The sequence below is a fragment of the Kaistia nematophila genome (assembly GCF_026343855.1).
In the GTDB taxonomy this organism is placed as follows: domain Bacteria; phylum Pseudomonadota; class Alphaproteobacteria; order Rhizobiales; family Kaistiaceae; genus Kaistia; species Kaistia nematophila.
The window spans coordinates 235,326-259,213 of sequence record NZ_JAPKNK010000001.1 but is presented as its reverse complement, the minus strand read 5'-3'; the positions used below and the strand labels follow the sequence as shown (position 1 = coordinate 259,213).

The following is a 23,888-nucleotide window of genomic DNA, read 5'->3' as shown; positions in this document are numbered from 1 at the left end:
GTGATATCGCTTCCGCCACGCCGGGCGCAAGCGGCTCAGAGCGCCGGATCGAGCGCGGCGGCGAGCGCCCGCGCATGCGACGCCGCCTCACGATAGGCGGCAAAGCGCCGGGCAGCCCGTCTGGCCCGATCCTTCCTCGGCTTGACGACGGTTTCGTCGCTGCCGGCCGCCGACTTTTCCGCCTTGCCCGCAGCCTTCTTGGCGCCGACGCCCGCCCTGGTCGCACTCGCGGCCTTGGCGGCGGCCGAGCCGCCCTTCGGCGCGAGCCCGATGATCGGCGCGATGATGCGGAAGGCGCCATAGGCGGTGACGATGCGCGAAGCGGCCGGAACGGTGACCCTGGCGCCGGTGACGTCGGCGATCAGATGCGCCACCGTCAGGCTGCCGGCGACGCCGCCGGCGAGCGCGATGGTGGCGGGCTTGATCGGCAGCGCGTCGAGATTGTCGCGGATGGCGTGAGCAAGCCCTTCAAGCACGGCATAGGCCAGCGCTTCCGGCGCGTGATCGCGATCGAGGCCGAAGAAGGCGCCGCGCACGGCGCGATCGGAAAACGGCGCCCGCTCGCCGATCAGATAGGGAAGGAACAGCGCGCCCGGCGGGTTGGCGTCCTGCGCCTCTGCCGCCGCATAGAGCTCGGCGACCGGCCGGCCGGCGACATGGGCGAACCAGTCGATGGCGAGCCCTGCGGCGAGGAAGGGCGAGATGACGATGACGTCGGTGCCGACAGGAGCGGCGAGCGTATAGGCATCGCGCGGCGGCTTCGCCACCGAATGGGGCATGGTGGCGGCGATCCAGCCGGTGGTGCCGAGATAGGCGTGCGGCCGGTCGTGCTGCTCGCTCGACGTGCCCCAGGCGGTGGCCCCGCCATCGCCGGCGCCGACATAGACGGGAATGCCGGGCTTCAGGCCAAGCGCGCCCGCGGGCTCCGGCAGCAGCGGCCCGGCGAGCGCGTCGGCATCGAGGATGTCGGGCAGGATCCGGAGCGACAGGCCGATGGAACCGAGGATCGTCGCGTCCCAATGCCGCTCGGCGAGATTGAGCAGGCCGGTGGTGGTGGCGCAGGTCGGATCGACGACGGCGCGGCCGGTCATGCGGTGGATCACGGCGTCCTTGGCGCCGAACAGCACGCGCTCGACCGCCGTCATGGTGTCGATCTCGTGGTTGAGCAGCCAGTCGAGCCGGAACAGGCAGAGCGCCGGCTCGGCGCGGTTGCCAATGCGGTTCTCGAAATCGGGCGGCAGCTGCGCCTTCACGGCCGCGATCTCGGCCGCCGTCACGCGGGCGTCGCTATAGAGCAGCGCCGGCCGCACGCTGGCGCCGTCGCGGCCGAGCAGGATGACGTTCTGCATCGAGCCGGTCAGCGTGATGGCGATCGGCTGGATGTCGATGGCGAGCGCCTGGACGGCGTCAACGGTCGCCTTCCACCAGGCGGCCGGATCCTGCTCCGCCCAGCCGGGATGCGGCACGGCGGTCACGATCGGCGTATCGGCCGAGCGCAGGGTGCGGCCCGTCTCGTCGAACAGCGCAGCCTTCACCGACGAGGTTCCGACGTCGATGATCAGTACCGTGCGCTCCGGCGACGGCTTCCTGACCGGCTTCCTGACTGCCATGTTCGAATCCCTGTCCGCGGTTTCGGGAGGCGCAATCTAGAGCCTGTTCCCGCCGGAGGGAATCGGCATGGCGACGCGCCCCTCCCCTTCGGGCAGGTTGTTCGCCGGAAACGCTCTGGGCCGCGCGGCCGGGACGGGAGGCCGCCGCTCAGGCGGCGTGGGCGCTGTGCGGCAGGATGAAGGGCGCGTCGGTCGGCACACCGCCGACATGGACGCTGACGCCGAAGACGGAACGCATCATCGCGTCGGTCAGCACCTCGCGCGGGGTGCCGCTCGCGGCGATCCGGCCGGCGCTGACGACGAGGATCTTGTCGGCATAGAGCGCGGCGAGGTTCAGATCGTGCAGGATGGCGACGACGCCGCCGCCGGCGCGGGCGAAGCTTCGCGCCGTGTCGAGGGTGAGCAGCTGGTGGCGGAGATCGAGGCTCGCGGTCGGCTCGTCGAGGAACAGATAGCGCGGCACGCCGGCCACGACCGGCTCCCAGACCTGGCAGAGCACGCGGGCGAGATGGACGCGCTGCTGCTCGCCGCCGGAGAGCTCCTGGAAGAAGCGGCCGCCGAAGCCGTTCAGGTCGACGCGGGAGAGCGCGGCGGCGACGCGGGCGGCGCGGGCCGCCGGGTTCAGCGCGCCGCTGGTGCCGAGGCGGACGACCTCGTGCACGGTGAAGGGAAAGGCGAGCGACGAGGCCTGCGGCAGCACGGCGCGGCGCTGCGCCAGCTCATAGGGCCGATAGGCGGAGAGGTTCCTGCCGTCGAGCCGGATCGAGCCGGAGGCCGAGCGCAGCTCGCCCGTCACCGCCTTCAGGATGGTCGACTTGCCGGCGCCGTTCGGCCCGACCACCGCCGTCAGTTCGCCCGGCTTCACGCGCAGCGACACATTGTCGAGGATGGCGCGCTGGCCGGCGCGGACGGTGAGGGCTTCGACTTCGAGCATGACGGCTTCCGGTTCGGAGGAGCGCGGCCGCCGGGCGGCCGCAGCTCCACGGTTCAGGTCGGGGCGTTGCCGCCCTAGAGGTCGATGACGCCGCGCTTCCTGAGCAGGATCGACAGGAAGAAGGGCGCGCCGATGGTGGCGGTGACGATGCCGATCGGCAGTTCGGCCGGGGCGACGATCGTCCGGCAGACCATGTCGGCGACGATCAGCAGCGTCGCGCCGAGCAGCGCCGTCGCCGGCAGCAGCGTGCGGTGCTCCGGGCCGATCACCAGGCGCAGCACATGCGGCACGACGATGCCGACGAAGCCGATGATGCCGGCGAAGGCCACCGACACGCCGACCGCGAGCGCCACCACCAGGATGATCAGGCTCTTCAGGAACTGCGTGTTGAAGCCGAGATGGCGGGCTTCCGCCTCGCCCAGCACCAGGGCGTCGAGCCCCCGCGCCGTGAACGGCATGGCGATGAAGACGCCGATGACGAAGGGGAGCGTCAGCAGGATCTTGTGCCAGGTGGCGCCGCCAAGGCCGCCCATCGACCAGAAGGTCAGCTCGCGCAGCTGGAAGTCGTTGCTGCGGAAGACGAGATAGGCGGTGATGGCGCCGGCGATGGCGCCGAGCGCGATGCCGGCGAGCAGCATGGTGCCGACCGAGGTCTGGCCGCGCCGGGTCGCGATCGAATAGAGCAGCAGCGTGGTGCCGAGACCGCCGAAGAAGGCGGCGATCGGCAGCGCGCCGATGCCGAGGAAATCCATCACCGGGGCGAGGAAGGCGCCGCCGAGCACGATCACCAGCACCGCGCCGAGCGCCGCGCCGGCCGAGACGCCGACGAGGCCGGGATCGGCGAGCGGGTTGCGGAACAGGCCCTGCATCATCGCGCCGGCCAGCGCCAGCGCCGCGCCGACCATCGCGCCGAGCAGCGTGCGCGGGATGCGGATGTCGAACAGGATGACGTGGTTGACGGTGTTGATCGCGTCGAAGCGGCCGGCAAGCGCATCGGAAAGCAGGCCCGCCACCTCCGCCGTCGACAGGCCGGACGGACCGACGCACACCGAGATCACGCAGACGGCGAGAAGCAGCAGGACGAGGGCGGCGGTCACCACCCGCGCCCGGCCGCGACGGTCGCCGGCGATCGGCGCTGTCATCACGAGGCTCATCAGTTCGCCGCCGGCCACTCGGGAAGGTCGAGCTTCGGATAGAGCGCGTGGGCGAGGTCGCGCGCCGCATCGGCCGTGCGCGGACCGAAGCCGAGCAGATAGAGGCCGTCCATCGCCACCAGCGCCTTGTCGCGGGCGGCGGGCGTGGCGCGCAGCGCCGGCGAATCGAACACGACGTCCGGATCCGGCACCGACTGCGAATTCATCATCACGACGACCTCCGGGGCGGCGGCGATCAGCGCCTCGTCGGAGGCGGGCTTGTAGCCCTCGACGGCGGCCATCGGATTGACGCCGCCGGCAAGCGCGATCATCGAATCGGCGGCCGTGTTGTGGCCGGCCGCGAGCGGCTTGCCGCCGTTCAGGCTCATCACGAAGACGGCCTTCTTGCGCTCGTTTTCCGGGATCCTGGCGATCGCCGTCTCAAGCGCCTTGAACTTGGTGGCCAGGTCGTTGGCGATCTTGTCGCCCTTCTCCGTCTCGCCGAGGATGTCGGCGATCAGGCGGACCTTGGCGATGATGCTGTCGCCCGAGCGGCGCTCCGGCACGATGACGATCGGCACCGAGGCGGATTCGAGCAGGGTGATCGCGTCCTTCGGGCCGGAGCCCTCGACGGCGATGATCAGGTCCGGCTTGACCGAGAGCACACCCTCGGCCGACAGCGCGCGCATGTAGCCGACATCCGGCTTGGCGTTCGCCTCGGGCGGATAGGACGAGGTGGTGTCGCGGGCGATGATGCGGTCGCCGGCGCCGAGCGCATAGACGATCTCGGTGATGTCACCGCCGATGGTGACGATGCGGTCCGTCGAGCCGATCGTGACCTTGCGGCCGGTGGCGTCCTCGATCACCCGCTCGGCCGCGACCGACTGGACGATGGCGCCGCAGGTGATGACGATGGCGAAGGCCAGGCCAAAGAGGAACTGGAAGCGACGACCTGCCAGGCGCTCGACCGAGCGAGCCAGGCCGAAATGCAGGGGAGAGTGCGCGAGCCTCATGATTGATCCCGTCTACTTGTTCAATATGAGCTTGCCGGCCCGGGTGAGGCGCAGCCTGTAATCCTCGCCGACATGGCGAATGATGATTTCCCGCGCTCCCCGAAGCAGTTCTTCACTGGCAATCACGCGCGGACCGGAGCCCGGGGCGGGCGAGTCCAGCGCTTCTGCGGCCGAAAATGTGTCGTGCATGTCAGCTCCACCGGATTGCCTGGGTGGCGGCAATTTCGAGTCATTCTAAACTTGCGAACTATTCGCAACAATTTAGTTGACTGACGTACTCACCTTTTCGTATCTCCGCAAGTGAAAGATCACTGCGCCGGTTCGGCCGCCCTCGGGGGAGCCGCGGACGACCGGCATTCCGCCAAGCACGCCAGTGCCGCGCGCCCCGCATCGAGCGGGCCCCGGACAGCCAGCCAGGCCTTCCACCTACAGAACGCCTATGGGGCTCGCATGCGTGTCGCTCGACATAAGACTTGGCTGATGGCTGGTACGGCCGCAGCCCTCCTCGCTGCCTTTTCCGCGACCGTTGCGAAGGCGCAGTCCGCCGCCGCGCCGACCGCCAACAGCTCGGAAACCGACGAAGAGCTGAAGAAGAAGGCCGCCAAGGGCCAGACCAGCTTCCTGGCGCCGATCACGGTGACCGCCGCGCCGGAAGGCTGGAAGAACCCGTTCGCGACCCCGGCGCCCGTCAGCTCGGCCGGCGAGGACGAGATCCAGCTGTTCGGCCAGCGCAACCTCGGCAACGTGCTGCGCGCCATGCCCGGCACCTTCTCGCGCGATTCGATCCAGAACGCCGGTCTCTCGGTGAACATCCGCGGCCTCGAAGGCTCGGGCCGCGTCAACACCATGATCGACGGCGTCCGCCAGAACTTCCGCTTCACCGGCCACGAGGCGCAGGGCTTCGCCTATGTCGACCCGGCTCTGGTCGCCGGCGTCGACGTCACCCGCGGCGCGATCTCGACCGCCGGCGGCGCCGGCGCGCTGGTCGGCTCGGCCAATGTCCGCACGCTCGGCGTCGACGACATCCTGACCGACGGCAAGAACTGGGGCGCGCTCGCGACGCTGACCTGGGGCAGCAACGGCGTCGGCTTCTCGGAAATGGCGGCCGGCGCGGTGCGCTCGGCCGGCGGCGGCGCGGCGATCGCCGGCGCGATCAGCTACGCCAACCCCGACAACTACAAGAACGGCGACGGCATCGAGGTGCCCTATACCGGCCAGGATCGCCTGTCGGGCCTGGTCAAGGGCGAGTTCGCCCCGACCGACGACCTGACCGTCAATGTCGGCGCAGTGCTCTACACCAACGACTTCCTCGCCAATTCCTACAACCAGAACATCCGGTCGGACACCTACACCGCCGGCTTCAACTGGGATCCGGACAGCGAACTGGTCAACGTCTCCGGCCATTTCTACGTCAATGACGTCAAGATGACCTATGGCGACAACGCCGCCGGCACCGCCAACACGACGTCCGGCCGCGTCATCGAGGACCTCGGCATCGGCTTCGACCTGTCCAACACCTCGAAGTTCAACCTCGGCAACGTCGCCGTCAGCTCGACCTATGGCGTCGAGTACTTCCACGACGACGTCGACGCCTACAACACCTGGACGCCGAACAGCGAAGGTGGCGTCAATCCGAGCGGCAACAGCGGCATCGGCGGCGTCTTCTCGGAGACGACCTTCACCTACAACATCGTCGACGTGATCGCCGGCCTTCGCTACGACTTCTACACGCTCGACGGCACCACCAACGTGCCGAGCAACAATCTGGCCGGCCTGCCGGCGGGCAATTACGACCTCGACCAGTCGGAAGGCCGCGTCGATCCCCGCATCACCCTGGCGCTCAACCCCTATGAGTGGCTGCAGCCCTACGTGACCTATGCGGAGACCTTCCGCGCGCCGACGATCAGCGAGACCATGCTGGGCGGCATCCATCCGGGTAGCGGCCCGACCAACAGCTACAGCCCGAACCCGTTCCTGGAGCCGGAAATCGCCAAGGGCTGGGAATTCGGCGCCAACATCAAGAAGGACGGCCTGCTGACCGAAGGCGACATCTTCCGCCTGAAGGCCAACTACTACTACCAGAACATCGAGAACTACATCGCCGTCCAGAACGTCGGCTATGTCTGGTGGTTCGTGAACACGCCCGGCACCTCGGTCATCAAGGGTCTCGAACTCGAGGCTCTCTATGACGCCGGCTTCGCCTTCGCCAACGTGTCCTACACCCATGCGGAATCGAACCTGCCGCCGACCCAGAACGGCCTCGGCGTCGCGAGCTACCTGCCGGACAACGTCTTCGCTCTGACCGCCGGCGCCCGCTTCCTGGAGCGTCGCCTGACGGTCGGCGGCCGCGTCAACTATGTCGGCAACACCGACGCCGGCCAGGGCTTCTTCGGCTCCACCGTCGCCGACTGGGACGCCTACACGCTGGTCGACGCCTTCGCCAACTACAAGTTCGACAACGGCCTCGACCTGTCGCTCAACGTGACCAACATCTTCGACAAGGCTTACACCCCTGCCCTGTCGACGCTGAGCAGCTGGACCGGCGACACCGGCCGCGGCCGCACCGTCCTGCTGACGGCGAAGATGCAGTTCTGAGCCGGATCTGAATACACCGGCCCGGCGGTGTGGTGACGACGGGCAGGTGTGAGGAGGGAAGGCCGGCGACGGTCCTCCCTCCTCCTTTTTTTGCCGGATTGCCGGCGCACACCCACACGCACCTCATCGGCACGCAAACGGAAGATCCATCATGTACATCGCCATGAACCGCTTCAAAGTCATCAAGGGCATGGAAGCCGAGTTCGAGGAAGTCTGGCGCAACCGCCCGCGCAACCTCCATGAGATGGAAGGTTACGTCTCCTTCAACCTGCTGAAGGGCGCCACGGCGGAAGACCACACGCTCTATTCGTCGCACACCGTCTGGCAGACCCAGGAGAACTTCGTCGCCTGGACCAAGTCGCAGCAGTTCCGCGATTCCCACAAGGGCGCCGGCGACCGCAAGCCGATGTTCCTCGGCCATCCGAACTTCGAGGGCTTCGAGTCCGTGGAAGGCGTCGGCTAGCCAGCAGGCCGCATCGGCCGTCACGAGATTTTGAAGCCAGAGCCCTTGCGATCGGCCGACCTGTGGGCCTATCGATGATTAGGTCAGGGTAACTTACTATATCCCGATCATATCAATAGGGCGCGCTTTCTGTCGTTCGTCCGCAGCTCCGCCGCGGACGAACCCCAAAAAGGCCCCTCGGGGCCACAAGAATGCAAGCCGAACACCACGCCGCGCGCCCGGCGAACTACAAATGGGTCGCGCTCAGCAACACGACGCTCGGCATGCTCGCCGCGTCGATCAACGGCTCGATCCTCCTGATCAGCCTGCCCGCGATCTTCCGCGGCGTCGGCCTCAAGCCGCTCGAACCCTCCAACGTCAACATCCTGCTCTGGTCGATCATGGGCTACATGGTCGCGACCTCGGTGCTGGTGGTGACCTTCGGCCGGCTCGGCGACGCACTCGGCCGCGCCCGGATCTACAATCTCGGCTTTCTCATCTTCACCATCTGCGCGGTGGCGCTCAGCCTGATCCCGAGCGGCGGCGGCGCGCTCGCCGCCTGGTACATGATCGGCGTGCGCGTCATCCAGGGCGTCGGCGGCGCCATGCTGATGGCGAACTCCACCGCGATCCTCACCGATGCCTTTCCGCAGGACCAGCGCGGGCTGGCGCTCGGCATCAACACGGTGGCGGCGATCGGCGGCTCGTTCATCGGCCTTTTGATCGGCGGCCTGCTCGCCGACATCGACTGGCAGCTGGTGTTCTGGATCAACGTGCCGTTCGGCGTCATCGGCACGGTCTGGGCCTACTGGAAGCTCAGGGATCGCACCACGCCGCGCCGCCGCCCGGTCGACTGGGCCGGCAACCTCACCTTCGGCATCGGCCTGATCCTCGTCCTGATCGGCATCACCGAGGGCATCCAGCCCTATGGCAGCTCGGCCATGGCCTGGGGCAGCCCGGAAGTGCTGACGCTTCTCGGCGTCGGCCTGGCGCTGATCGTCGCCTTCCTGATCGTCGAGAGCCGCGTCGCCTTCCCGATGTTCGACCTGAAGCTGTTCCGCATCCGGCCGTTCTCGCTCGGCAACCTAGCCAGCCTCAGCGCCTCGATCGGCCGCGGCGGCCTGCAGTTCATGCTGATCATCTGGCTGCAGGGCATCTGGCTGCCGCTGCACGGCTATTCCTTCGAGGAGACGCCGCTCTGGGCCGGCATCTTCATGCTGCCGCTCACCGTCGGCTTCCTGGTGGCGACCCCGGTCTCCGGCTATCTCTCCGACCATCACGGCGCCCGGCCCTTCGCCGTCGGCGGCATGCTGATCGGCGCGCTGAGCTTCGCCGCGCTGATGATGCTGCCGCCCGATTTCAGCTATCCGCTGTTCGCGGCGCTGCTGTTCCTGAACGGCCTCGGCTCCGGCCTGTTCGTGGCGCCGAATTCGACGGCGATCATGAACTCGGTGCCGGCGGCCGAGCGCGGCCAGGCGGCCGGCATGCGGGCGACGACGCTGAACGCCGGCCAGGTGCTCTCGATCGGCATCTTCTTCAGCCTGATGATTCTCGGCCTGACCGAGCAATTGCCGGGCGCGATGGAAGCGGCGCTGATCGCCGAGCAGGTGCCGCAGGCGGTCGCCCATCACGCGGCCTCCGCGCCGGCGGTGGCGAGCCTGTTCGCCGCCTTCCTCGGCTACAACCCGATGGGCGAACTGCTGTCGCCGGACGTGCTCGCGACGCTGCCGCCGGCGAGCGTCGCCGAGATCACCGGCAAGACCTTCTTCCCGCATCTGATGGCGGCGCCGTTCATGCACGGCCTCGTCTTCGCCTTCACCTTCTCGATGATCCTGAACCTGATCGCGGCGGCGGCGTCCTGGGGCGCGGGCGGCAAGTTCGTCCACGCCGAGAGCGAAGCGTCCCCCGTCCCGGCCGAATAGGCTCTTTCCCAAAAAACAAAGGCGCGGCCCTGCGGCCGCGCCTTGTTATGTGACACAGGCACCCCTTCACCTCTCCCTGAGGGAGAGGTCGACGGCCGCGGGCCGGCGGGTGAGGGGTTGCGATCTCACCGGATGGGCCTCAGCCCCTCACCCGGCCCTTCGGGCCGACCTCTCCCCATGGGAGAGGTGAAGGAGAGGCTAAGCCGAATATCAGTGCGCCTCGTCCCAGTTGTCGGCGGCGCGGGCGTCGACGTTCAACGGCACGCTGAGCGCCACCGCCGGGCTGGGCGCGTTCTCCATGATACGGGTGACCAGCGCCAGCGTCGGCTCGACCTCGGCGTCCGGCACCTCGAAGATCAGTTCGTCATGCACCTGCAGCAGCATGCGGGCGTTGAGGCCGGCCGCTTCCAGCGCCGGCTCGACGCGGATCATGGCGCGGCGGATGATGTCGGCGGCCGTTCCCTGCAGGCGCGCGTTGATCGCGGCGCGCTCGTTGAAGGCGCGGATCGAGGCATTCTTCGAGGTGATCTCGGGATAATGGCAGCGGCGGCCGAACAGGGTCGTGACATAGCCGAGGTCGCGGCAGATCCGCTTCGTCTCCTCCATGTAGTCGCGGATACCCGGGAAGCGCTCGAAATAGCGCTTGATATAGGCGCCGGCCTCGTCGCGGGCGATCGACAGCTGGTTGGCGAGGCCGAAGGCCGAGATGCCGTAGATGATGCCGAAATTGATCGCCTTGGCGCGACGGCGCACTTCCGAAGGCATGCCCTCGACCGGCACGCCGAACATCTCCGACGCCGTCAGCGCGTGGATGTCGATGCCCTCGGCGAAGGCGTTCTTCAATTGCGGGATGTCGGCGATCTCGGCGAGCAGCCGCAGCTCGATCTGCGAATAGTCGGCCGAGACCAGCTTGTGGCCGGGCTCGGCGATGAAGGCGGCGCGGATCTTGCGGCCCGCCTCGGTGCGGACCGGGATATTCTGCAGGTTCGGCTCGGACGAGGACAGGCGGCCCGTCGTCGTCGCCGCCAGCGCGTAGGAGGTGTGGACGCGCCTGGTCTCGGGATGCAGGTAGGTCGGCAGCGCGTCGGTATAGGTCGAGCGCAGCTTGGAGAGCTGGCGCCAGTCGAGGATCTTCTGCGGCAGCTCGTAGCCCTGCTCGGCCAGGTCCTCGAGGATGCTGGCGCCGGTCGCCCAGGCGCCGGTCGCCGTCTTGGTGCCGCCCGGCAGGCCCATCACGCCGAACAGGATGTCGCCGAGCTGCTTCGGCGAGCCGACATTGAAGGGCTGGCCGGCCAGCTCCTGGATCTCGGCCTCGAGCGCGCCCGCCTTCTGCGCGAACTCGCCGGAGAGGCGCGAAAGGATGGCGCGGTCGATCGAGATGCCGCGCCGCTCCATCGAGGCGAGCACCGGCACCATCGGCCGCTCCAGCGTCTCGTAGACGGTGGCCATGCCCTCGGCGGCGAGGCGCGGCTTCAGCACCTGCCAGAGCCGCAGCGTGACGTCGGCATCCTCGGCGGCATATTCGCTGGCGCGCTCGATCGGCACGCGGTCGAAGGTGATGCGCGACTTGCCCTTGCCGGTGACGTCGTCGAACGAGATCGGCTTGTGGCCGAGCCACTTTTCCGACAGCGGGTCCATGCCATGCGTGCCGCGGCCGGCATCGAGCACGTAGGAGATCAGCATGGTGTCGTCGAACGGCGCCGTGTCGATGCCGTAGCGCGCGAGGATCAGCCAGTCATATTTGAGGTTCTGCGCCACCTTGAGCACGGCGCGGTCCTCGAGCAGCGGCTTCAGGATGGCGAGCGCCGTGCGGATCTCGAGCTGGCCGGGCAGCAGACCCTCGGTGAAGAGGCCATCGCCCTCACCGCGATGGCCGAGCGGGATGTAGCAGGCCTCGTTCGGCGCAACGGCGAGCGAGACGCCGACGAGCTCCGCCTGCATCGGATCGAGCGAGGTGGTCTCGGTGTCGACGGCGACGACGCCGAGCTCGGTGGCGCGCGCCACCCAGGCCCAAAGCCTGTCCTCCGTCGTCACGACCTCATAGCCGGAATGGGTGAACGGGACCGCCTTGACGGCGGCGGCGCGCGCGGCGGCGAGGCCGGAGGGCGTCAGACCGCCAATATCCTCGATCGCCGGCTGCGGCATACCGTCGGGGCCGAGGACGGGCGCAGCGGCATCGGCCTGACGCCCCTTCGCGACCAGCGCGCCGCTCGCCTCGACCGCGCCGGATTCGACCCCTGTCGCGGCGGCGACGCGGCCGGTCAGCGTGGTGAACTCCATCGCCTTCAGGAACGAGATCAGCTGCTCGCCGATGACGGGCCGCACGCCGAGCCGGTCGATCGGCTCGTTCAGGGGCACGTCGCGGTCGAGCGTGACGAGCCGCATCGAGATGCGCGCCAGCTCGGCATTGGCGATCAGCGCCTCGCGCCGCTTCGGCTGCTTGATTTCCTCGGCCCGGTTCAGGAGCGTCTCGAGATCGCCATAGGTCTCGATCAGCTGCGCCGCCGTCTTGATGCCGATGCCCGGCACGCCGGGGACATTGTCGACCGAATCGCCCGCGAGCGCCTGCACGTCGACGACCTTCTCCGGCGGCACGCCGAATTTCTCGATCACCTCGTCGCGGCCGATCGTCTTGCCCTTCATCGTGTCGAGCATCAGCACGCCCGGCTCGATCAGCTGCATCAAATCCTTGTCGGAGGCAACGATCGTCACATCCGCGCCGGCCGCCACCGCCTGCTTCGTGTAGGTGGCGATCAGGTCGTCGGCCTCGAAACCTTCCTGCTCGATCGACGGCACGTTGAAGGCGACGACGGCCTGTCGAATCAGCCCGAATTGCGGGCGCAGGTCCTCCGGCGGCTCCGGGCGCTGGGCCTTGTACTGGTCGTAGAGCGCATTGCGGAAGGTGGTCGAGGAATGGTCGAAGATGACGGCGAGATGGGTCGGCTTGACGCCGGTCTCGTTCGCGTCCTTCAGCAGCCGCCACAGCATGTTGCAGAAGCCGGCGACCGCGCCGACCGGCAGGCCGTCGGACTTGCGCGTCAGGGGCGGCAGCGCGTGATAGGCGCGGAAGATGTAGGAGGAGCCATCGACGAGAAAGACGTGATCGCCTTTCTGGACGGGGCGGGACTGGATGGCGGAAGCGAGCGTGTCTGACATGCGCGGACTATGCCCGCGAGCATCCGGTTTGGCTACAGCGGCCGATACGATGACAACGGTTCTGCTGCCATCGTGCTGTCGGCCGGGAACGGTCAGCGGAGCCGGACAGGCGCGACCGGGACCGGGCTCGTCGCGACGACGCTGGCGACGGCGAGACAGGCGGCGATGCCCGTCAGCGCCAGCACCATCTGCATCAGCGGGCCCTCGGTGAGGCCGGCGCCGGCGGCGATGGCGACGACCAGGCCGAGGCCGAAGGCGCCGCACAGGCTGCCGAGCCGCTCGCGGGCGAAGGCGGCGACGACGGCGCGCAGGCTGGAAGCGGTGAGCAGGCCCAGGATGGCGAAGGCGGCGAAAAGCGCCCAGTCCTCGGAGGGCGGCAGCAGCGGCCCGAACGGGGCGATGCCGGTCAGCGCCGCGGCGCCGAGGATCGGCCGGCGCGACAGGCTCATGACGCTGACCGCGGCAAGCGCGCCGGCAAGGTAGAGCAGCGCGCAGAGGGCGATCGGGGCCAGCGCGGCCAGCGCCGCCGCCGGCTCGAGTGGCGCCTTGCTGCCGAGGAAGAGGACGATCGTCGTCGAGGCCGCCAAAGTCGCCGCGATGCGCATTGTCGCCTGCTGTCCTGTCAATTCCGCTACCTGTGCCATTGCGGTCTCCTTCCAACGACCTGCTGTTTAACGGAACATTATCCATCTTCGTTCCCGGCGCTGTTACGCGGGTCACAGCCTCCCGCCGGCCGTTACCGGCGCTCCCCTCCGCCGCCGCCGCGAAGAGTGGTGGGCAAGTGCCAATTCCCCTTAAATCGCCGCATTCAGGGAGCATTCGGACCGGTAAGGATGCGTTCGACGCATTTTCCGGCGCCCCGCGCCTCACCACCCCTTGGACTGGAAGACGAAACAGGCATGGCGAGACCGCCGCGGAACGAACGGATCGAGCCGGCGCTCGACAAGCCGAACGACAGCGACGAGGGCGCCTTCGACATCCGCCTCGGCGCCGAGGACCGGACGGCCGGCGGCCACTACGCACCACGCGCCGAGCGGAGCCGCCCGCGTCAGGAACGCAGCGATCCGAGCTTCAGCGACCAGCGCAGCGAACCGGGCTTCGGCGGCCAGCGCAGCGAGCCGGCCTTCGGCGCGGAACGCGCGCAACCCGAATTCGGCAAGGCGCGCGTAGAGCCCGGCTTTGGCGCCGAACGCGGCGAGCCCGCTTCGGATCGCCAGGCGCGGAGCGAGCCGAGCTTCGGCAGGAGCGCTGCGGAAAAGACGGACGATGCCGACTGGGACGACAGCGACTGGGACGATCTCGGCTGGGACCAGTACGAGGCGGAATCCCGCAATCCGAAGGCCAGTGCGAAGACGGAGCCGAAGGCTGGCGCGGGCGAACGGCGCGAGCCCGGCAAGTCGCTGGAGCGGACCGAGCGCCGCCGCGAGCAGGCGGATCCGGGGCCCGGCCCGAGCGCTGGCCGCGAGCGGCGCGAGGGCGATCTCGGCGCCGCCGATCGCCGCGACCGCCCCGGCGAGACCGGCCCCCTGATCGACATTGAAGATGCGGAATTCATCGATCTCGGTGAAGATGACCCCATGGCCGAATCCCGTCGCTCCAAGCCCCGCCGCAGCAAGGCGCCAGCCCGCAAGAAGGCGCGCTCTGGCGGCCGCAAGCGGTCGTCCGGCGGCTCGGGCGTGGGAAAATGGATCCGGCGCGGCATCAAGTGGACCGTGATCCTGATGTTCTGGGGCACGATCGCGCTGGCCGGCGGCATCGCCTGGTACGCGACGCAATTGCCCTCGACGGCCAACTGGTCGGTGCCGAAGCGGCCGCCCAACATCAAGATCCTCGCCAATGACGGCACGCTGATCGCCAATCGCGGCGATACGGGCGGCGAATCCGTCCGGCTGGAGGAACTGCCGCCCTATCTGAGCCAGGCGGTGATGGCGATCGAGGACCGGCGCTTCCAGAGCCATTTCGGCATCGATCCGCTCGGCCTGCTGCGCGCCGCCTACATCAATTTCCGCTCCGGCGACGTCGTGCAGGGCGGCTCGACCGTCACCCAGCAGCTCGCCAAGAACCTGTTCCTGAAGCCGGAACGCACCATGGACCGCAAGATCCAGGAAGCGATCATGGCGATCTGGCTGGAGACGAAATACTCCAAGGCGCAGATCATGGAGTCCTACCTGAACCGAGTCTATCTCGGGGCCGGAACGTATGGCGTCGACGCGGCGTCGCGGCGCTATTTCGGCAAGTCGGCCCGCGACATCTCGCTGAAGGAAGCGGCGATGCTGGCGGGCCTGCTCAAGGCGCCGTCGCGCTATGCGCCGACCAGCGATCCGGTCGCCGCCAATTCGCGCGCCAATGTCGTGCTCGGCGCGATGCGCGAGGCGGGCTTCATCACCGCCGCGCAGCAGAAGGAAGCCGCCTCGATCACCGTCAAGGCGCAGCCCGAGGGCGAAGGCGGCGCCGGCCGCTATGTCGCCGACTGGGTCGCCGACCTGGTGCCGGAAGTTGTCGGCGCGCTCGACCAGGACGTGATCGTCGAGACGACGATCGATCCGCATCTCGAGGAGAGCGCCGGCAAGGCGCTGACCGAGGCGCTCGACAAGAGCGGCAAGTCGTTCGGCGTGTCGCAGGGCGCCCTGGTGGCGATCGACGGCACCGGCGCCGTGCGCGCCATGGTCGGCGGCCGCGACTACCAGAAGAGCCAGTTCAACCGCGCCGTCGAGGCGAAGCGCCAGCCGGGCTCCGCCTTCAAGCCGTTCGTCTACCTGTCGGCGCTCGAATACGGCATGGTGCCGGAGACGATCCGCGTCGACGAGCCGACCCGCATCGGCAACTGGGAGCCGAAGAACTACGAGAAGATGTACAAGGGTCCGGTCTCGTTGCAGACCGCCCTCGCGCTCTCGATCAACACCGTCGCCGTGCAGCTCGCCAACGAGGTCGGCCCGGACCGCGTCATCAAGACGGCGGAGCGGCTCGGCATCAATTCGCCGTTGCAGCCCAACCCGTCGATCGCGCTCGGCACCTCGGAAGTGAATCTGCTGGAGCTGACCGACGCCTATGTGCCCTTCGCCAATGGCGGCTATGGCGCCAAGCCGCATGTCATCGCCACGGTGAAGAACGTCGCCGGCAAGACGCTCTACGAGCATCCCGCCACCAAGGCGACGCAGATCATCGACCCGCTCTATGTGGGCATGATGAACAGCATGATGACCGACACGCTGCAGCGCGGCACCGGCCGCAAGGCGGCGATCGCCGGCTGGCAGGCGGCCGGCAAGACCGGCACCACCAATGATTCGCGCGACGCCTGGTTCATCGGCTACACGGCCAACCTCACCACCGGCGTCTGGCTCGGCAACGACGATTCGAAGCCGACCAAGCGGATGACCGGCGGCAGCCTGCCGGCGCAGATCTGGAACCGCTTCATGACCGAGGCGCACAAGGGCGTCGCGGTCGCGGCGCTGCCGGGCAACTATGCCTATCGCGACCCGGCCGAGACAGCGCAGGAGCTCTACCAGAACGGCCAGTATGTCGGCCCCGAGCAGGGCGGGCTGGTCGATGAATACGGCCAGGTGGTCGGCAGCGGCCCGCCGCCGTCGCAGCAACAGCAACAGCCCACCTATCAGGGCCAGCAACAGCCGTCCTATGAAGGCCAGCAGCAAGGTCAGCCGGGCGGCCAGCAGCAGCCGCAATATCGCGACCAGCAGGCGAGCCAGCCCGATTATGGCGGCTACAACGACCCCGAGGCCGCCGACGGCTCCTGGAGCGACGGCGGCGACTACCAGAACCCGCCGCCGGGCGCGCGCATCTATCGCGAGGGCGACCCGTCCTATGGCGCCGAGCGCGGCGCCCCGGTGCCGCCGGCCGCGGTCGGCGAGGACGGCCAGGCGGGCGTCTACCAGGCGCGCCCGCACCGCCGCAACCTGCTCGACCGCCTGTTCGGCGGCTGAGCGGGCGGGCGGCCGGCCATCGTGCGGTGGACATTGCCGGCCAGCCGTGGATAGTGGCGACGCGCCGCTTCGCGGCGCTTCCTTTCCATGCCCATCCTTCCCTGCGGAACGGCCGGGCGCCCTGCCCCAGGGAGAGATCCGGCAATGGCCGACAAGCGCAAGCTCTACCGCGAGTTGGCCGTCGAACCCGACGCGACGCCGGCCGAGATCGACAAGGCCTATCGCCAGCGCGCCCGCACCGCGCATCCGGACGCCGGCGGTACGGCCGAGGCGTTTCACGCGCTGAGCCACGCCTATGCCATCCTTTCCGATCCCGACCGCCGCAAGGCCTATGACGAGACGGGCTTCGAGGGCGAGCTGACAGACGACATCGTCAGCCGGGCCATGGAGCGCATCCATGCGCTGGTCGCCTCGGTGCTGGAAAGCGACCTGCCCTTCGAGACCGTCGACCTGATCGCGCCGATCCACGACACGCTGACCAAGCAGAAGGCCGATATCGGCGCCGGCATCCGCAAGCTAGAGCGCCAGGCGAAGCGCGCCGAGGCGATGGCCGCCCGCTTCCGCAAGCGCGAGGGCGACAACATCATCCGCAAGGTGCTCGAGCGCCGCGCCGCCGACACGCGCGAACAGGCGGAAAAGACCCGGCGCGAGGAGGCGATCTTCGCCAAGGCGATCGAGCTCCTGGCCGACTATTCGTTCGACTTCGAACCGCCGCCGCCCAAGACCGCGGAGCCGATCAAGGCGTCCGAACCGGCGCGGCCGGCCCCGGCGGCAAAGCCCGCCGAGCCGATCCGCCCCGTGCCGACCGCCACAAAGCCGGGCGAACCGGTCAAGCACGCGGAAGCGGCCGCGAAGCCCGCCAAGCCGGGCCCCCGGACGCTCAACCTGGTCCGCTGAAATCAGCCGGCGCTGGCGCGCGCATCCTCATAGTGCCGGCGAATGAAATCGCGCTCGATCGCGAGATTGCCGAACTCGTCATCGTCCGGACCGTCATAGATCAGCGTCAGCGGGCCGCGGAAGCCGGCCGCGTCCGCCGCCATCAGGCAGCGCCGGTAGTCCTCCGCATGCAGCACGCCGCCGCCGAAATCGGCCTTGGCGTGGCAGCAGGTGGCGAGATCGAAGATCGCCTCGAGGTCGTCATACTTGGCCGGGCCGGACCAGTTGCCGAAATCGCCGTTCAACCCCACCGTGTCGTCGAGCCGGTCGAACAGGTAGCGTACCTCGCGCGGGCCGGGCAGCAGCTCGAACCAGTTCTCGGTGACGACGCGGACGCCGCGCGCCTCGCCATAATGGCCGAGGCGGGTCAGGCCGGCGATGCTGCGATCGAGCGCCTCGCGCGTCGGCTCGGCCCGGCCGGCGATGACGCGGGCCTGCTCGGCGCCGAACAGCGCCGCCGTATCGATCCAGCCCTCGATCCAGGCGAGGTCGCGCTCGGCCGTCGCCGGGTTGGAGATGTCGCCATATTCGATCAGCAGCGTCTGGAAGCGGACGCCCGCCTTCTGCAGCGCCGCCCTGAACGCCGCCGCATAGTCGGCCTCCCGGCTCGGCAGGTGGAAGGAGCAGACCTCGATGCGATGGACGTCGAGCGCGGCGACGACGGCGGCAGGCATGTCGAGCAGGCTCAGCTTGCCCACGCCATAGGTCGGCTCCGGCGCCAGCGCCACGTCATGATCCGGACGGTTCGGATAGGTAAGCCCGAGCGTGCGGTGCAGGCTCCAGCTCGATACGGCCAGAGCTGGCGAGTTTTCGGCAGACATCACGCACTCCCGTCTTGTGACACGGTGCGATCATAGCGGGTGACGGCATCTCCGAAAATGTCTCGCCGTCCCAGAATTGCCGCGCCGGAATGGATAGCCGTCGCGCTATTCGGCCCCGACCGCATGCAGCGAGGCGCCATGGCGGGTGAGCCAGGCCTTGGCCTCCTCCATGCCGGGGCAAATCGCGGCGACATGGCGCCAGAAGCGGACGGAATGGTTCATCTCGCGCAGATGCGCCACTTCATGCGCGGCGAGATAATCGAGCACGGCCGGCGGCGCCATGATGATCCGCCACGAATAGGCGATCGTGCCCGACGACGAGCAGGAGCCCCAGCGGCTGGTCGGGTCGCCGAGCCGGATGTTCTTGACGGTCACGCCGAGCGACGCCGCATGGCGAGCGGTCGCCGCCTCCAGGTCGCGGCGCGCCTCGCGCTTCAGGAAATCGGTGACGCGGCGCGGCAGGTGGTCGATCTCGCCGGGAATGACCAGCTCGGCGCCCGCCTCGGCCTCGTGCAGGCGGACGATGCCGCGCCCGGGCCGATGGACGATGCGGACAGGCACGCCGCGCAGCGGGATCATGGCGCCGTCGGCGAGCGGCGTCGCATCCGGCAGGGCGGCGAGCCGCGCCTGCAGCCAGCCGCGATTGCGCTCGAGGAAGGCGCGCGCCTCGGAGAGCTTTCCGCGCGCCGGGATCGTCACCACCGGCTCGCGCACCGATCCGCGCAGGCGCAGCGTGTAGCGCTGCGCGCGCTCGTTCCAGACCAGCGCCACCCGCACCGGCTCGCCGCCGATCTCGACATGGCAATGGTCCGGCTTGGCGGCGGCGCGCGTGGGGGAACCGGTGAGGCGCTCGAAGAAACCCATGAAGCGTCAGTCTGCTGATTCGCAGGCTGCATGATGGCACGAAGCCGGCGCAACCCCGAAACCAGCGACGGAAGGGGCAGGCCGCGCCGAGGCCGGCCTGCCGCGAAGGGAGGGAGGTTCAGTGCTTCAGCTCGTCGGGGACCTTGCCGCCATTTTCCGCCAGCTTCTGCATCACGGCCTTGTGCAGCCAGATGTTCATGGCGGCGGAATCATGGCCATCGCCGGTGTAGTGGAGCTCGCTGGCCAGTTCCTTGCGGGCGGCAAGGCTGCTGTCGAGGTCCAGCAGCTTGAGCAGATCGACGATCGACTTCTTCCAGTCCAGCTTCTGGCCCGACTTGGCGGCCATCGCCGTCAGCACCGCCACGACATCGACGCCCGCCTGCGGCGGGGCGGCCGAACCGGCAGCTTTGGCGGAACCGGTCTCAGCGGGACTGGCGCCGGCGGCCGGCGGCGCGGCCGGGCTGGCGGCCCCCTTCGCTGCGACATCCGGCGCGCGCTCGGCCGCCTGGGCCTCGCCGCTCTTGAAGATCTTGTTCAGGATCACGCTCAATCGGCTCATGCTTCACCGCTCCTGCTCGTTGCTGCACCCGTCGTCGAAGTCGCATTCCGATCCGGAAAAGAAGAAGGGCCGCGCCTGCGGCGCAGCCCTTCCCGACGTCATGCCGTCAGAGGTCGATCACCGGACCCGGCCCGTCGTCGCGCGAAGGCGGCGTCTGGTTCCGGCGCGCCTCGGCGCGATCGGCCTTGAAGCGATCGAACTCCTCCTGGTCGCGGGCGCGACGCAGGTTGCGGACGAAGGCCTCGAATTCGGCGCGCTCTTCGTCGAGCTTGCGCCGCTCCTCGTCGAGCCGCTTCAGTTCGGCGGCGCGATAGTCGTCGAAGGCGGCGTTGCCGCTATGGCTCTGATAGGCGCCCCAGCGCTGCTCGCGCCGGCTCTGCCAGCCGCAGCCGGAGAAGGAGCGCTTGAAATCGTCGCGCATCCCTTCCGCGTTGCGGCGGAACTCGGGTAGCCGGTCGCCCCAGATGATGTAGGCGAGCATGGCGAGGCCGAGCGGCCAGAACACGAAGAAGCCGAGGACCATCAACGCGATGGTGAGCGGCGTCCATCCCGGACGCAAGGCCTGAGTATGGGACATGGAACCTTCCTCTCTCGCACCCCCAGCAACGGAAGTGGGAAAGGTTCGATCCCGATTCAAGAAGATTTATCCAGCGGACGCTGCGGCAGCTTCCCCGCCCGCCGCAGGCGCCGATTGCATCAGAGCCTTGGCCTGCTCGATCCATTTCTCGCGCGCGAGGCGGCCGCGCAGGCCAAGCCGGGCGTCGAGCGCCGTCGCCTGCTTCGCCGTCAGCCGCGCGATCTGGGCATAGCGATGGATGCCCGCGGCGTTGAGGCTCGCCTCCAGCTTCGGGCCGATGCCGGCGATCCGCTTCAGATCGTCTGCCGGATCGCTCACGGACTTTGCCACTGGTGCCTTGGCCACCGGAGCCTTGACGACCGGAGACCTGACGACCGAAGGCTTCACCGGCTCGGGCTTCGTGGTTTCGACGCCGGCTTCCTTCGCGGGCGCGACCGGCTTGGCGGTCTCGGCCGTGGCGGCCGCCGGCTTTGCCGTGGCGGCGGGCTTCGGCGCGGACGCGCGATCGCGGTTGTGCGTCAGCACGAAATCGCTGATGCGCGGCGCGATCTCGGCCCGGAAGCGGGAGCCGTTGAACACGCCGTAATGGCCGACCTTGGGCTGGACATAGTGCGCCCGCATGTCCTCGGGGATGTTGACGCAGAGATGCTGCGCCGCCTCGGTCTGGCCAACCCCGGAAATGTCGTCGTTCTCCCCCTCGACCGTCAGCAGCGCGACGTTGCGGACCGCCGTCAGGTCGACCGGGACGCCGCGATGCATCATCGTCCCCCTCGGCAGGGCGTGGGTGATGAACACCGTCTCGACCGTCTGCAGGTAGAACTCCGCCGTCAGGTCCATGACCGCCAGATATTCGTCGTAGAAGTCGCGGTGCTTGGTGGCGCTGTCGCCGTCGCCGGCGACCAGGTGCTTGAACAGGTCCTGATGCGCCGTGACATGGCGATCCAGGTTCATGCTCATGAAGCCAGAGAGCTGCAGGAAGCCCGGATAGACGTCGCGCATGACGCCGGGATGCGGGAACGGCACCTTCATCACGACATTGTCGCGGAACCAGTCGAGGTTCTTGCCCTCGGCCAGCTTGTTGACGGCGGTCGGGTTGATGCGGGTATCGATCGGGCCGCCCATCAGCGTCATCGAGCGCGGCGCGAAGCGGTCGCCGGCGGCTTCCATCAGCGCCACGGCAGCGAGCACCGGCACCGCCGGCTGGCAAACGGCGATCACATGCACGTCGTCGCCGAGGAAGTGCAGCATCTCGATCAGGTAGTCGATGTAGTCGTCGAGATCGAAGTCGCCATCCGACAGGGGCACCATGCGCGCATCGGCCCAGTCGGTGATGTAAACGTCGTGGCGCGGCATCATCGCCTCGACCGTGCCGCGCAGCAGCGTGGCGTAATGGCCGGACATCGGCGCGACGATCAGGAGCTTGGGATCCTTGCGCGGCCGTTCCAGCTGGCGCTCGAAATGGATCAGGTCGCAGAACGGCTTGCTCCAGGCGATGCGCTCGACGACCGGCACGCGCGTGCCGCCGACCAGCGTCGTCGGCAGGTCGAAGCTCGGCTTGGCATAGCGCCGCGTCGTCCGCTCGAACAGCTCCAGCCCGGCCCGCCAGTTGCGGGCGAGCGGCGTCTGCCCCATCGGGTTCAGCGGGTTCTTCAGGAAAAGATCGAACATGTCGGCGGCCGCGCGCATGGGCGTCAGCGCCGCATGGTTCAGTTCATAGAGCTGATAGTAGGATAGGAAGCCCATCATGCCGTCCATCTGCCGCTCCGCGAAGGGATCGTCCCGGCCGGATATTCCGTCTGGCAGTAAGGGCGGCGGCCAGCCTTGTGCGTTGCAATATGTAAGAATGATCCGAGCTTCGATGCAAGGGAATTGCGGATACGGACACCCGCAAATCGCCTGATCGGACTGGTAACGTGCTATAAGCCGGGCAAATTTCGCATTTTCAACCCAGGTTCAAGCCCATGCCCGAGCAAGCCCATCCCTCGCACGATTTCGGCGCGCGAAGGCTGAAGCTCGACACGCTGGTCCGCCTGCGCTGGCTCGCCATCGCCGGCCAGACGGCGGCGGTGGTGTTCGTTCGCTTCTGGCTCGAATACCCGATGCCGATCGGGCTCTGCCTGGCGGCGATCGCGCTGTCGGCCTGGCTCAACCTGTTCATCAAGATCCGCTATCCCTCCAGCCTGCGCCTGCAGGGACGCACGGCGGCGCTGCTGCTCGCCTATGACGTGCTGCAGCTGACCGTGCTGCTGTCGCTGACGGGCGGATTGCAGAATCCATTCGCCGTCCTGATCATCGTGCCGGTCATCGTTTCCGCGACGACGCTGGCGCCGCGCCTGACCGTGGCGCTGGGCGGGCTGGTGATCGTCGCCGTCACGGTGCTGTCGGTCTGGCACATGCCGCTGCCCTGGGCCGGCGGCCAGGCGCTCACCCTGCCCTTCCTCTATGTCGTCGGCGTCTGGGTGGCGCTGGTCTCGGCCGTCTTCTTCATGGGCGTTTACGCCTTTCGCGTCGCCGAGGAGGCGCGCCAGCTCGCCGACGCGTTGACCGCGACCGAGCTGGTGCTGGCGCGCGAGCAGCATCTCTGGGCGCTGGACGGGCTCGCCGCAGCCGCCGCGCACGAGCTTGGCACGCCGCTCGCCACCATCGCGCTGGTGACCAAGGAGATGGAGCGCGAGCTGCCGCCCGACAGCCCCTATGCCGAGGACATCGCCCTGCTGCGCAGCCAGTCGCAGCGCTGCCGCGACATCCTGGGCAAGCTGACCTCGCTCTCGACCGAGCCCGGCCAGCATGTCGACCGCATGCCGGTCAGCCACATGCTGGCCGAAGTGATCGAGCCGCATGCCGATACCGGCATCGACATCGAGATCAAGTTCGTCGGCGAGCCCGCCAGCGAACCGGTCGGCCGGCGCAATCCGTCCATCCTCTACGGCATCGGCAACCTCGTCGAGAACGCCGTCGACTTCGCGGAGACGACCGTCGAGATCACCGCCGCCTGGAACCCGGACAATGTGTCGCTGACCATCGCCGACGACGGGCCGGGCTTCGCCTCGGAGGTGATCGACCATATCGGCGAGCCCTATGTGACGACCCGCTCGCGCGCGATCGAGGGCGCCGAAGACCATGAGGCCGGCGGCCTCGGCCTCGGCTTCTTCATCGCCAAGACGCTGCTGGAACGCACCGGCGCGCGGCTCGAACTCTCCAATCGCGAAGCGCCTGCGCATGGCGCGATCGTGCGCATCACCTGGTCGCGCGACGCGATGGACCGGCTCGGCATTTCTGGCAAGTCGGACGGCGGCGACGGCCCCAGAGGCTCCGCATCGCACAGTTGACGCCGAGAACTGCGCCGGCGCAGGGCTGTTTTGGCGTTCCCGCCTGCAGGCTGGCCTTG

General features: G+C 68.5%; 18 protein-coding genes. 6 read left to right on the top strand and 12 right to left on the bottom strand.

Features of this window, described 5'->3' with window-relative positions:
- Positions 1-35 precede the first annotated feature (35 nt).
- The 5 genes from OSH07_RS01210 to hemP all read right to left on the bottom strand — a co-directional run bounded on the left by OSH07_RS01210 (position 36) and on the right by hemP (position 4,879).
- Positions 36-1,610 carry a xylulokinase gene (locus tag OSH07_RS01210; protein ID WP_266336780.1) on the bottom strand — a complete coding sequence of 525 codons (1,575 nt, stop codon included), beginning with the start codon at positions 1,608-1,610 and terminating at the stop codon, positions 36-38.
- 148 nt (positions 1,611-1,758) lie between these two features.
- Entirely contained in the window at positions 1,759-2,544 is a 786-nt protein-coding gene (locus OSH07_RS01205; RefSeq protein WP_266336779.1) for a heme ABC transporter ATP-binding protein, read from the bottom strand.
- A 74-nt stretch (positions 2,545-2,618) separates the two neighbouring features.
- The gene (locus OSH07_RS01200; protein WP_266336778.1) at positions 2,619-3,686 is read right to left on the bottom strand and encodes a FecCD family ABC transporter permease; all 1,068 of its coding nucleotides are present in this window, start codon (positions 3,684-3,686) and stop codon (positions 2,619-2,621) included.
- An 11-nt stretch (positions 3,687-3,697) separates the two neighbouring features.
- On the bottom strand, positions 3,698-4,690 hold the full coding sequence (locus OSH07_RS01195) for a heme/hemin ABC transporter substrate-binding protein (RefSeq protein ID WP_266336777.1): 993 nt from the start codon (positions 4,688-4,690) through the stop codon (positions 3,698-3,700).
- Positions 4,691-4,702: 12 nt separating this feature from the next.
- The gene (hemP, locus tag OSH07_RS01190; protein ID WP_266336776.1) at positions 4,703-4,879 is read right to left on the bottom strand and encodes a hemin uptake protein HemP; all 177 of its coding nucleotides are present in this window, start codon (positions 4,877-4,879) and stop codon (positions 4,703-4,705) included.
- A 291-nt stretch (positions 4,880-5,170) separates the two neighbouring features.
- Here hemP and OSH07_RS01185 point away from each other — a divergent pair, with 291 nt between their 5' ends.
- From OSH07_RS01185 to OSH07_RS01175, 3 genes are all read left to right on the top strand, one after another.
- The gene (locus tag OSH07_RS01185) at positions 5,171-7,285 is read left to right on the top strand and encodes a TonB-dependent receptor domain-containing protein (protein WP_266336775.1); all 2,115 of its coding nucleotides are present in this window, start codon (positions 5,171-5,173) and stop codon (positions 7,283-7,285) included.
- Between the two features lie 151 nt (positions 7,286-7,436).
- Entirely contained in the window at positions 7,437-7,748 is a 312-nt protein-coding gene (hmuQ, locus tag OSH07_RS01180; RefSeq protein WP_266336774.1) for a heme-degrading protein HmuQ, read from the top strand.
- 191 nt (positions 7,749-7,939) lie between these two features.
- Positions 7,940-9,649 (top strand): MFS transporter, encoded by a 1,710-nt coding sequence (locus OSH07_RS01175; RefSeq protein ID WP_266336773.1) that lies wholly within the window; start codon positions 7,940-7,942, stop codon positions 9,647-9,649.
- 210 nt (positions 9,650-9,859) lie between these two features.
- Here OSH07_RS01175 and polA read toward each other — a convergent pair whose 3' ends face one another.
- A complete protein-coding gene (polA, locus tag OSH07_RS01170; protein ID WP_266336772.1) occupies positions 9,860-12,805 on the bottom strand; it encodes a DNA polymerase I in 2,946 nt (981 codons plus the stop codon).
- A 92-nt stretch (positions 12,806-12,897) separates the two neighbouring features.
- Positions 12,898-13,449: a hypothetical protein gene (locus tag OSH07_RS01165; protein ID WP_266336771.1), complete on the bottom strand. Its 552-nt coding sequence runs from the start codon at positions 13,447-13,449 to the stop codon at positions 12,898-12,900.
- 255 nt (positions 13,450-13,704) lie between these two features.
- On the opposite strand from OSH07_RS01165, the gene OSH07_RS01160 reads away from it, so the two are divergent.
- Both OSH07_RS01160 and OSH07_RS01155 read left to right on the top strand, forming a co-directional pair.
- The gene (locus tag OSH07_RS01160) at positions 13,705-16,743 is read left to right on the top strand and encodes a PBP1A family penicillin-binding protein (RefSeq protein ID WP_266336770.1); all 3,039 of its coding nucleotides are present in this window, start codon (positions 13,705-13,707) and stop codon (positions 16,741-16,743) included.
- A 144-nt stretch (positions 16,744-16,887) separates the two neighbouring features.
- The gene (locus tag OSH07_RS01155; protein ID WP_266336769.1) at positions 16,888-17,640 is read left to right on the top strand and encodes a J domain-containing protein; all 753 of its coding nucleotides are present in this window, start codon (positions 16,888-16,890) and stop codon (positions 17,638-17,640) included.
- Between the two features lie 2 nt (positions 17,641-17,642).
- Here the strand turns inward: OSH07_RS01155 and OSH07_RS01150 are convergent, their stop codons facing one another.
- From OSH07_RS01150 to phaZ, 5 genes are all read right to left on the bottom strand, one after another.
- On the bottom strand, positions 17,643-18,500 hold the full coding sequence (locus OSH07_RS01150) for a sugar phosphate isomerase/epimerase family protein (RefSeq protein WP_266336768.1): 858 nt from the start codon (positions 18,498-18,500) through the stop codon (positions 17,643-17,645).
- Positions 18,501-18,605: 105 nt separating this feature from the next.
- Entirely contained in the window at positions 18,606-19,364 is a 759-nt protein-coding gene (locus tag OSH07_RS01145; protein WP_266336767.1) for a M48 family metallopeptidase, read from the bottom strand.
- A 118-nt stretch (positions 19,365-19,482) separates the two neighbouring features.
- Complete coding sequence (locus OSH07_RS01140; protein ID WP_266336766.1) at positions 19,483-19,923, bottom strand: DUF3597 domain-containing protein; 441 nt, start codon at positions 19,921-19,923, stop codon at positions 19,483-19,485.
- 106 nt (positions 19,924-20,029) lie between these two features.
- Entirely contained in the window at positions 20,030-20,500 is a 471-nt protein-coding gene (locus OSH07_RS01135) for a DUF2852 domain-containing protein (RefSeq protein WP_266336765.1), read from the bottom strand.
- 66 nt (positions 20,501-20,566) lie between these two features.
- Positions 20,567-22,255, bottom strand: a complete 1,689-nt coding sequence (gene phaZ / locus OSH07_RS01130; protein WP_266336764.1) for a polyhydroxyalkanoate depolymerase — start codon at positions 22,253-22,255, stop codon at positions 20,567-20,569.
- A 206-nt stretch (positions 22,256-22,461) separates the two neighbouring features.
- Between phaZ and OSH07_RS01125 the strand changes: the two genes are divergently transcribed.
- Complete coding sequence (locus OSH07_RS01125; protein WP_266336763.1) at positions 22,462-23,829, top strand: ActS/PrrB/RegB family redox-sensitive histidine kinase; 1,368 nt, start codon at positions 22,462-22,464, stop codon at positions 23,827-23,829.
- Positions 23,830-23,888 lie beyond the last annotated feature (59 nt).

Coding starts and splice junctions, on each gene's coding strand:
- OSH07_RS01150 (WP_266336768.1), bottom strand. CDS start 18,500: ATGTCTGCCGAAAACTCGCCAGCTCTGGCCGTATCGAGCTGGAGCCTG.
- OSH07_RS01165 (WP_266336771.1), bottom strand. CDS start 13,449: ATGGCACAGGTAGCGGAATTGACAGGACAGCAGGCGACAATGCGCATC.
- OSH07_RS01210 (WP_266336780.1), bottom strand. CDS start 1,610: ATGGCAGTCAGGAAGCCGGTCAGGAAGCCGTCGCCGGAGCGCACGGTA.
- OSH07_RS01155 (WP_266336769.1), top strand. CDS start 16,888: ATGGCCGACAAGCGCAAGCTCTACCGCGAGTTGGCCGTCGAACCCGAC.
- OSH07_RS01195 (WP_266336777.1), bottom strand. CDS start 4,690: ATGAGGCTCGCGCACTCTCCCCTGCATTTCGGCCTGGCTCGCTCGGTC.
- OSH07_RS01200 (WP_266336778.1), bottom strand. CDS start 3,686: ATGACAGCGCCGATCGCCGGCGACCGTCGCGGCCGGGCGCGGGTGGTG.
- OSH07_RS01125 (WP_266336763.1), top strand. CDS start 22,462: ATGCCCGAGCAAGCCCATCCCTCGCACGATTTCGGCGCGCGAAGGCTG.
- OSH07_RS01175 (WP_266336773.1), top strand. CDS start 7,940: ATGCAAGCCGAACACCACGCCGCGCGCCCGGCGAACTACAAATGGGTC.
- hemP (WP_266336776.1), bottom strand. CDS start 4,879: ATGCACGACACATTTTCGGCCGCAGAAGCGCTGGACTCGCCCGCCCCG.
- OSH07_RS01135 (WP_266336765.1), bottom strand. CDS start 20,500: ATGTCCCATACTCAGGCCTTGCGTCCGGGATGGACGCCGCTCACCATC.
- phaZ (WP_266336764.1), bottom strand. CDS start 22,255: ATGGACGGCATGATGGGCTTCCTATCCTACTATCAGCTCTATGAACTG.
- polA (WP_266336772.1), bottom strand. CDS start 12,805: ATGTCAGACACGCTCGCTTCCGCCATCCAGTCCCGCCCCGTCCAGAAA.
- OSH07_RS01185 (WP_266336775.1), top strand. CDS start 5,171: ATGGCTGGTACGGCCGCAGCCCTCCTCGCTGCCTTTTCCGCGACCGTT.
- OSH07_RS01145 (WP_266336767.1), bottom strand. CDS start 19,364: ATGGGTTTCTTCGAGCGCCTCACCGGTTCCCCCACGCGCGCCGCCGCC.
- OSH07_RS01160 (WP_266336770.1), top strand. CDS start 13,705: ATGGCGAGACCGCCGCGGAACGAACGGATCGAGCCGGCGCTCGACAAG.
- OSH07_RS01140 (WP_266336766.1), bottom strand. CDS start 19,923: ATGAGCCGATTGAGCGTGATCCTGAACAAGATCTTCAAGAGCGGCGAG.
- OSH07_RS01205 (WP_266336779.1), bottom strand. CDS start 2,544: ATGCTCGAAGTCGAAGCCCTCACCGTCCGCGCCGGCCAGCGCGCCATC.
- hmuQ (WP_266336774.1), top strand. CDS start 7,437: ATGTACATCGCCATGAACCGCTTCAAAGTCATCAAGGGCATGGAAGCC.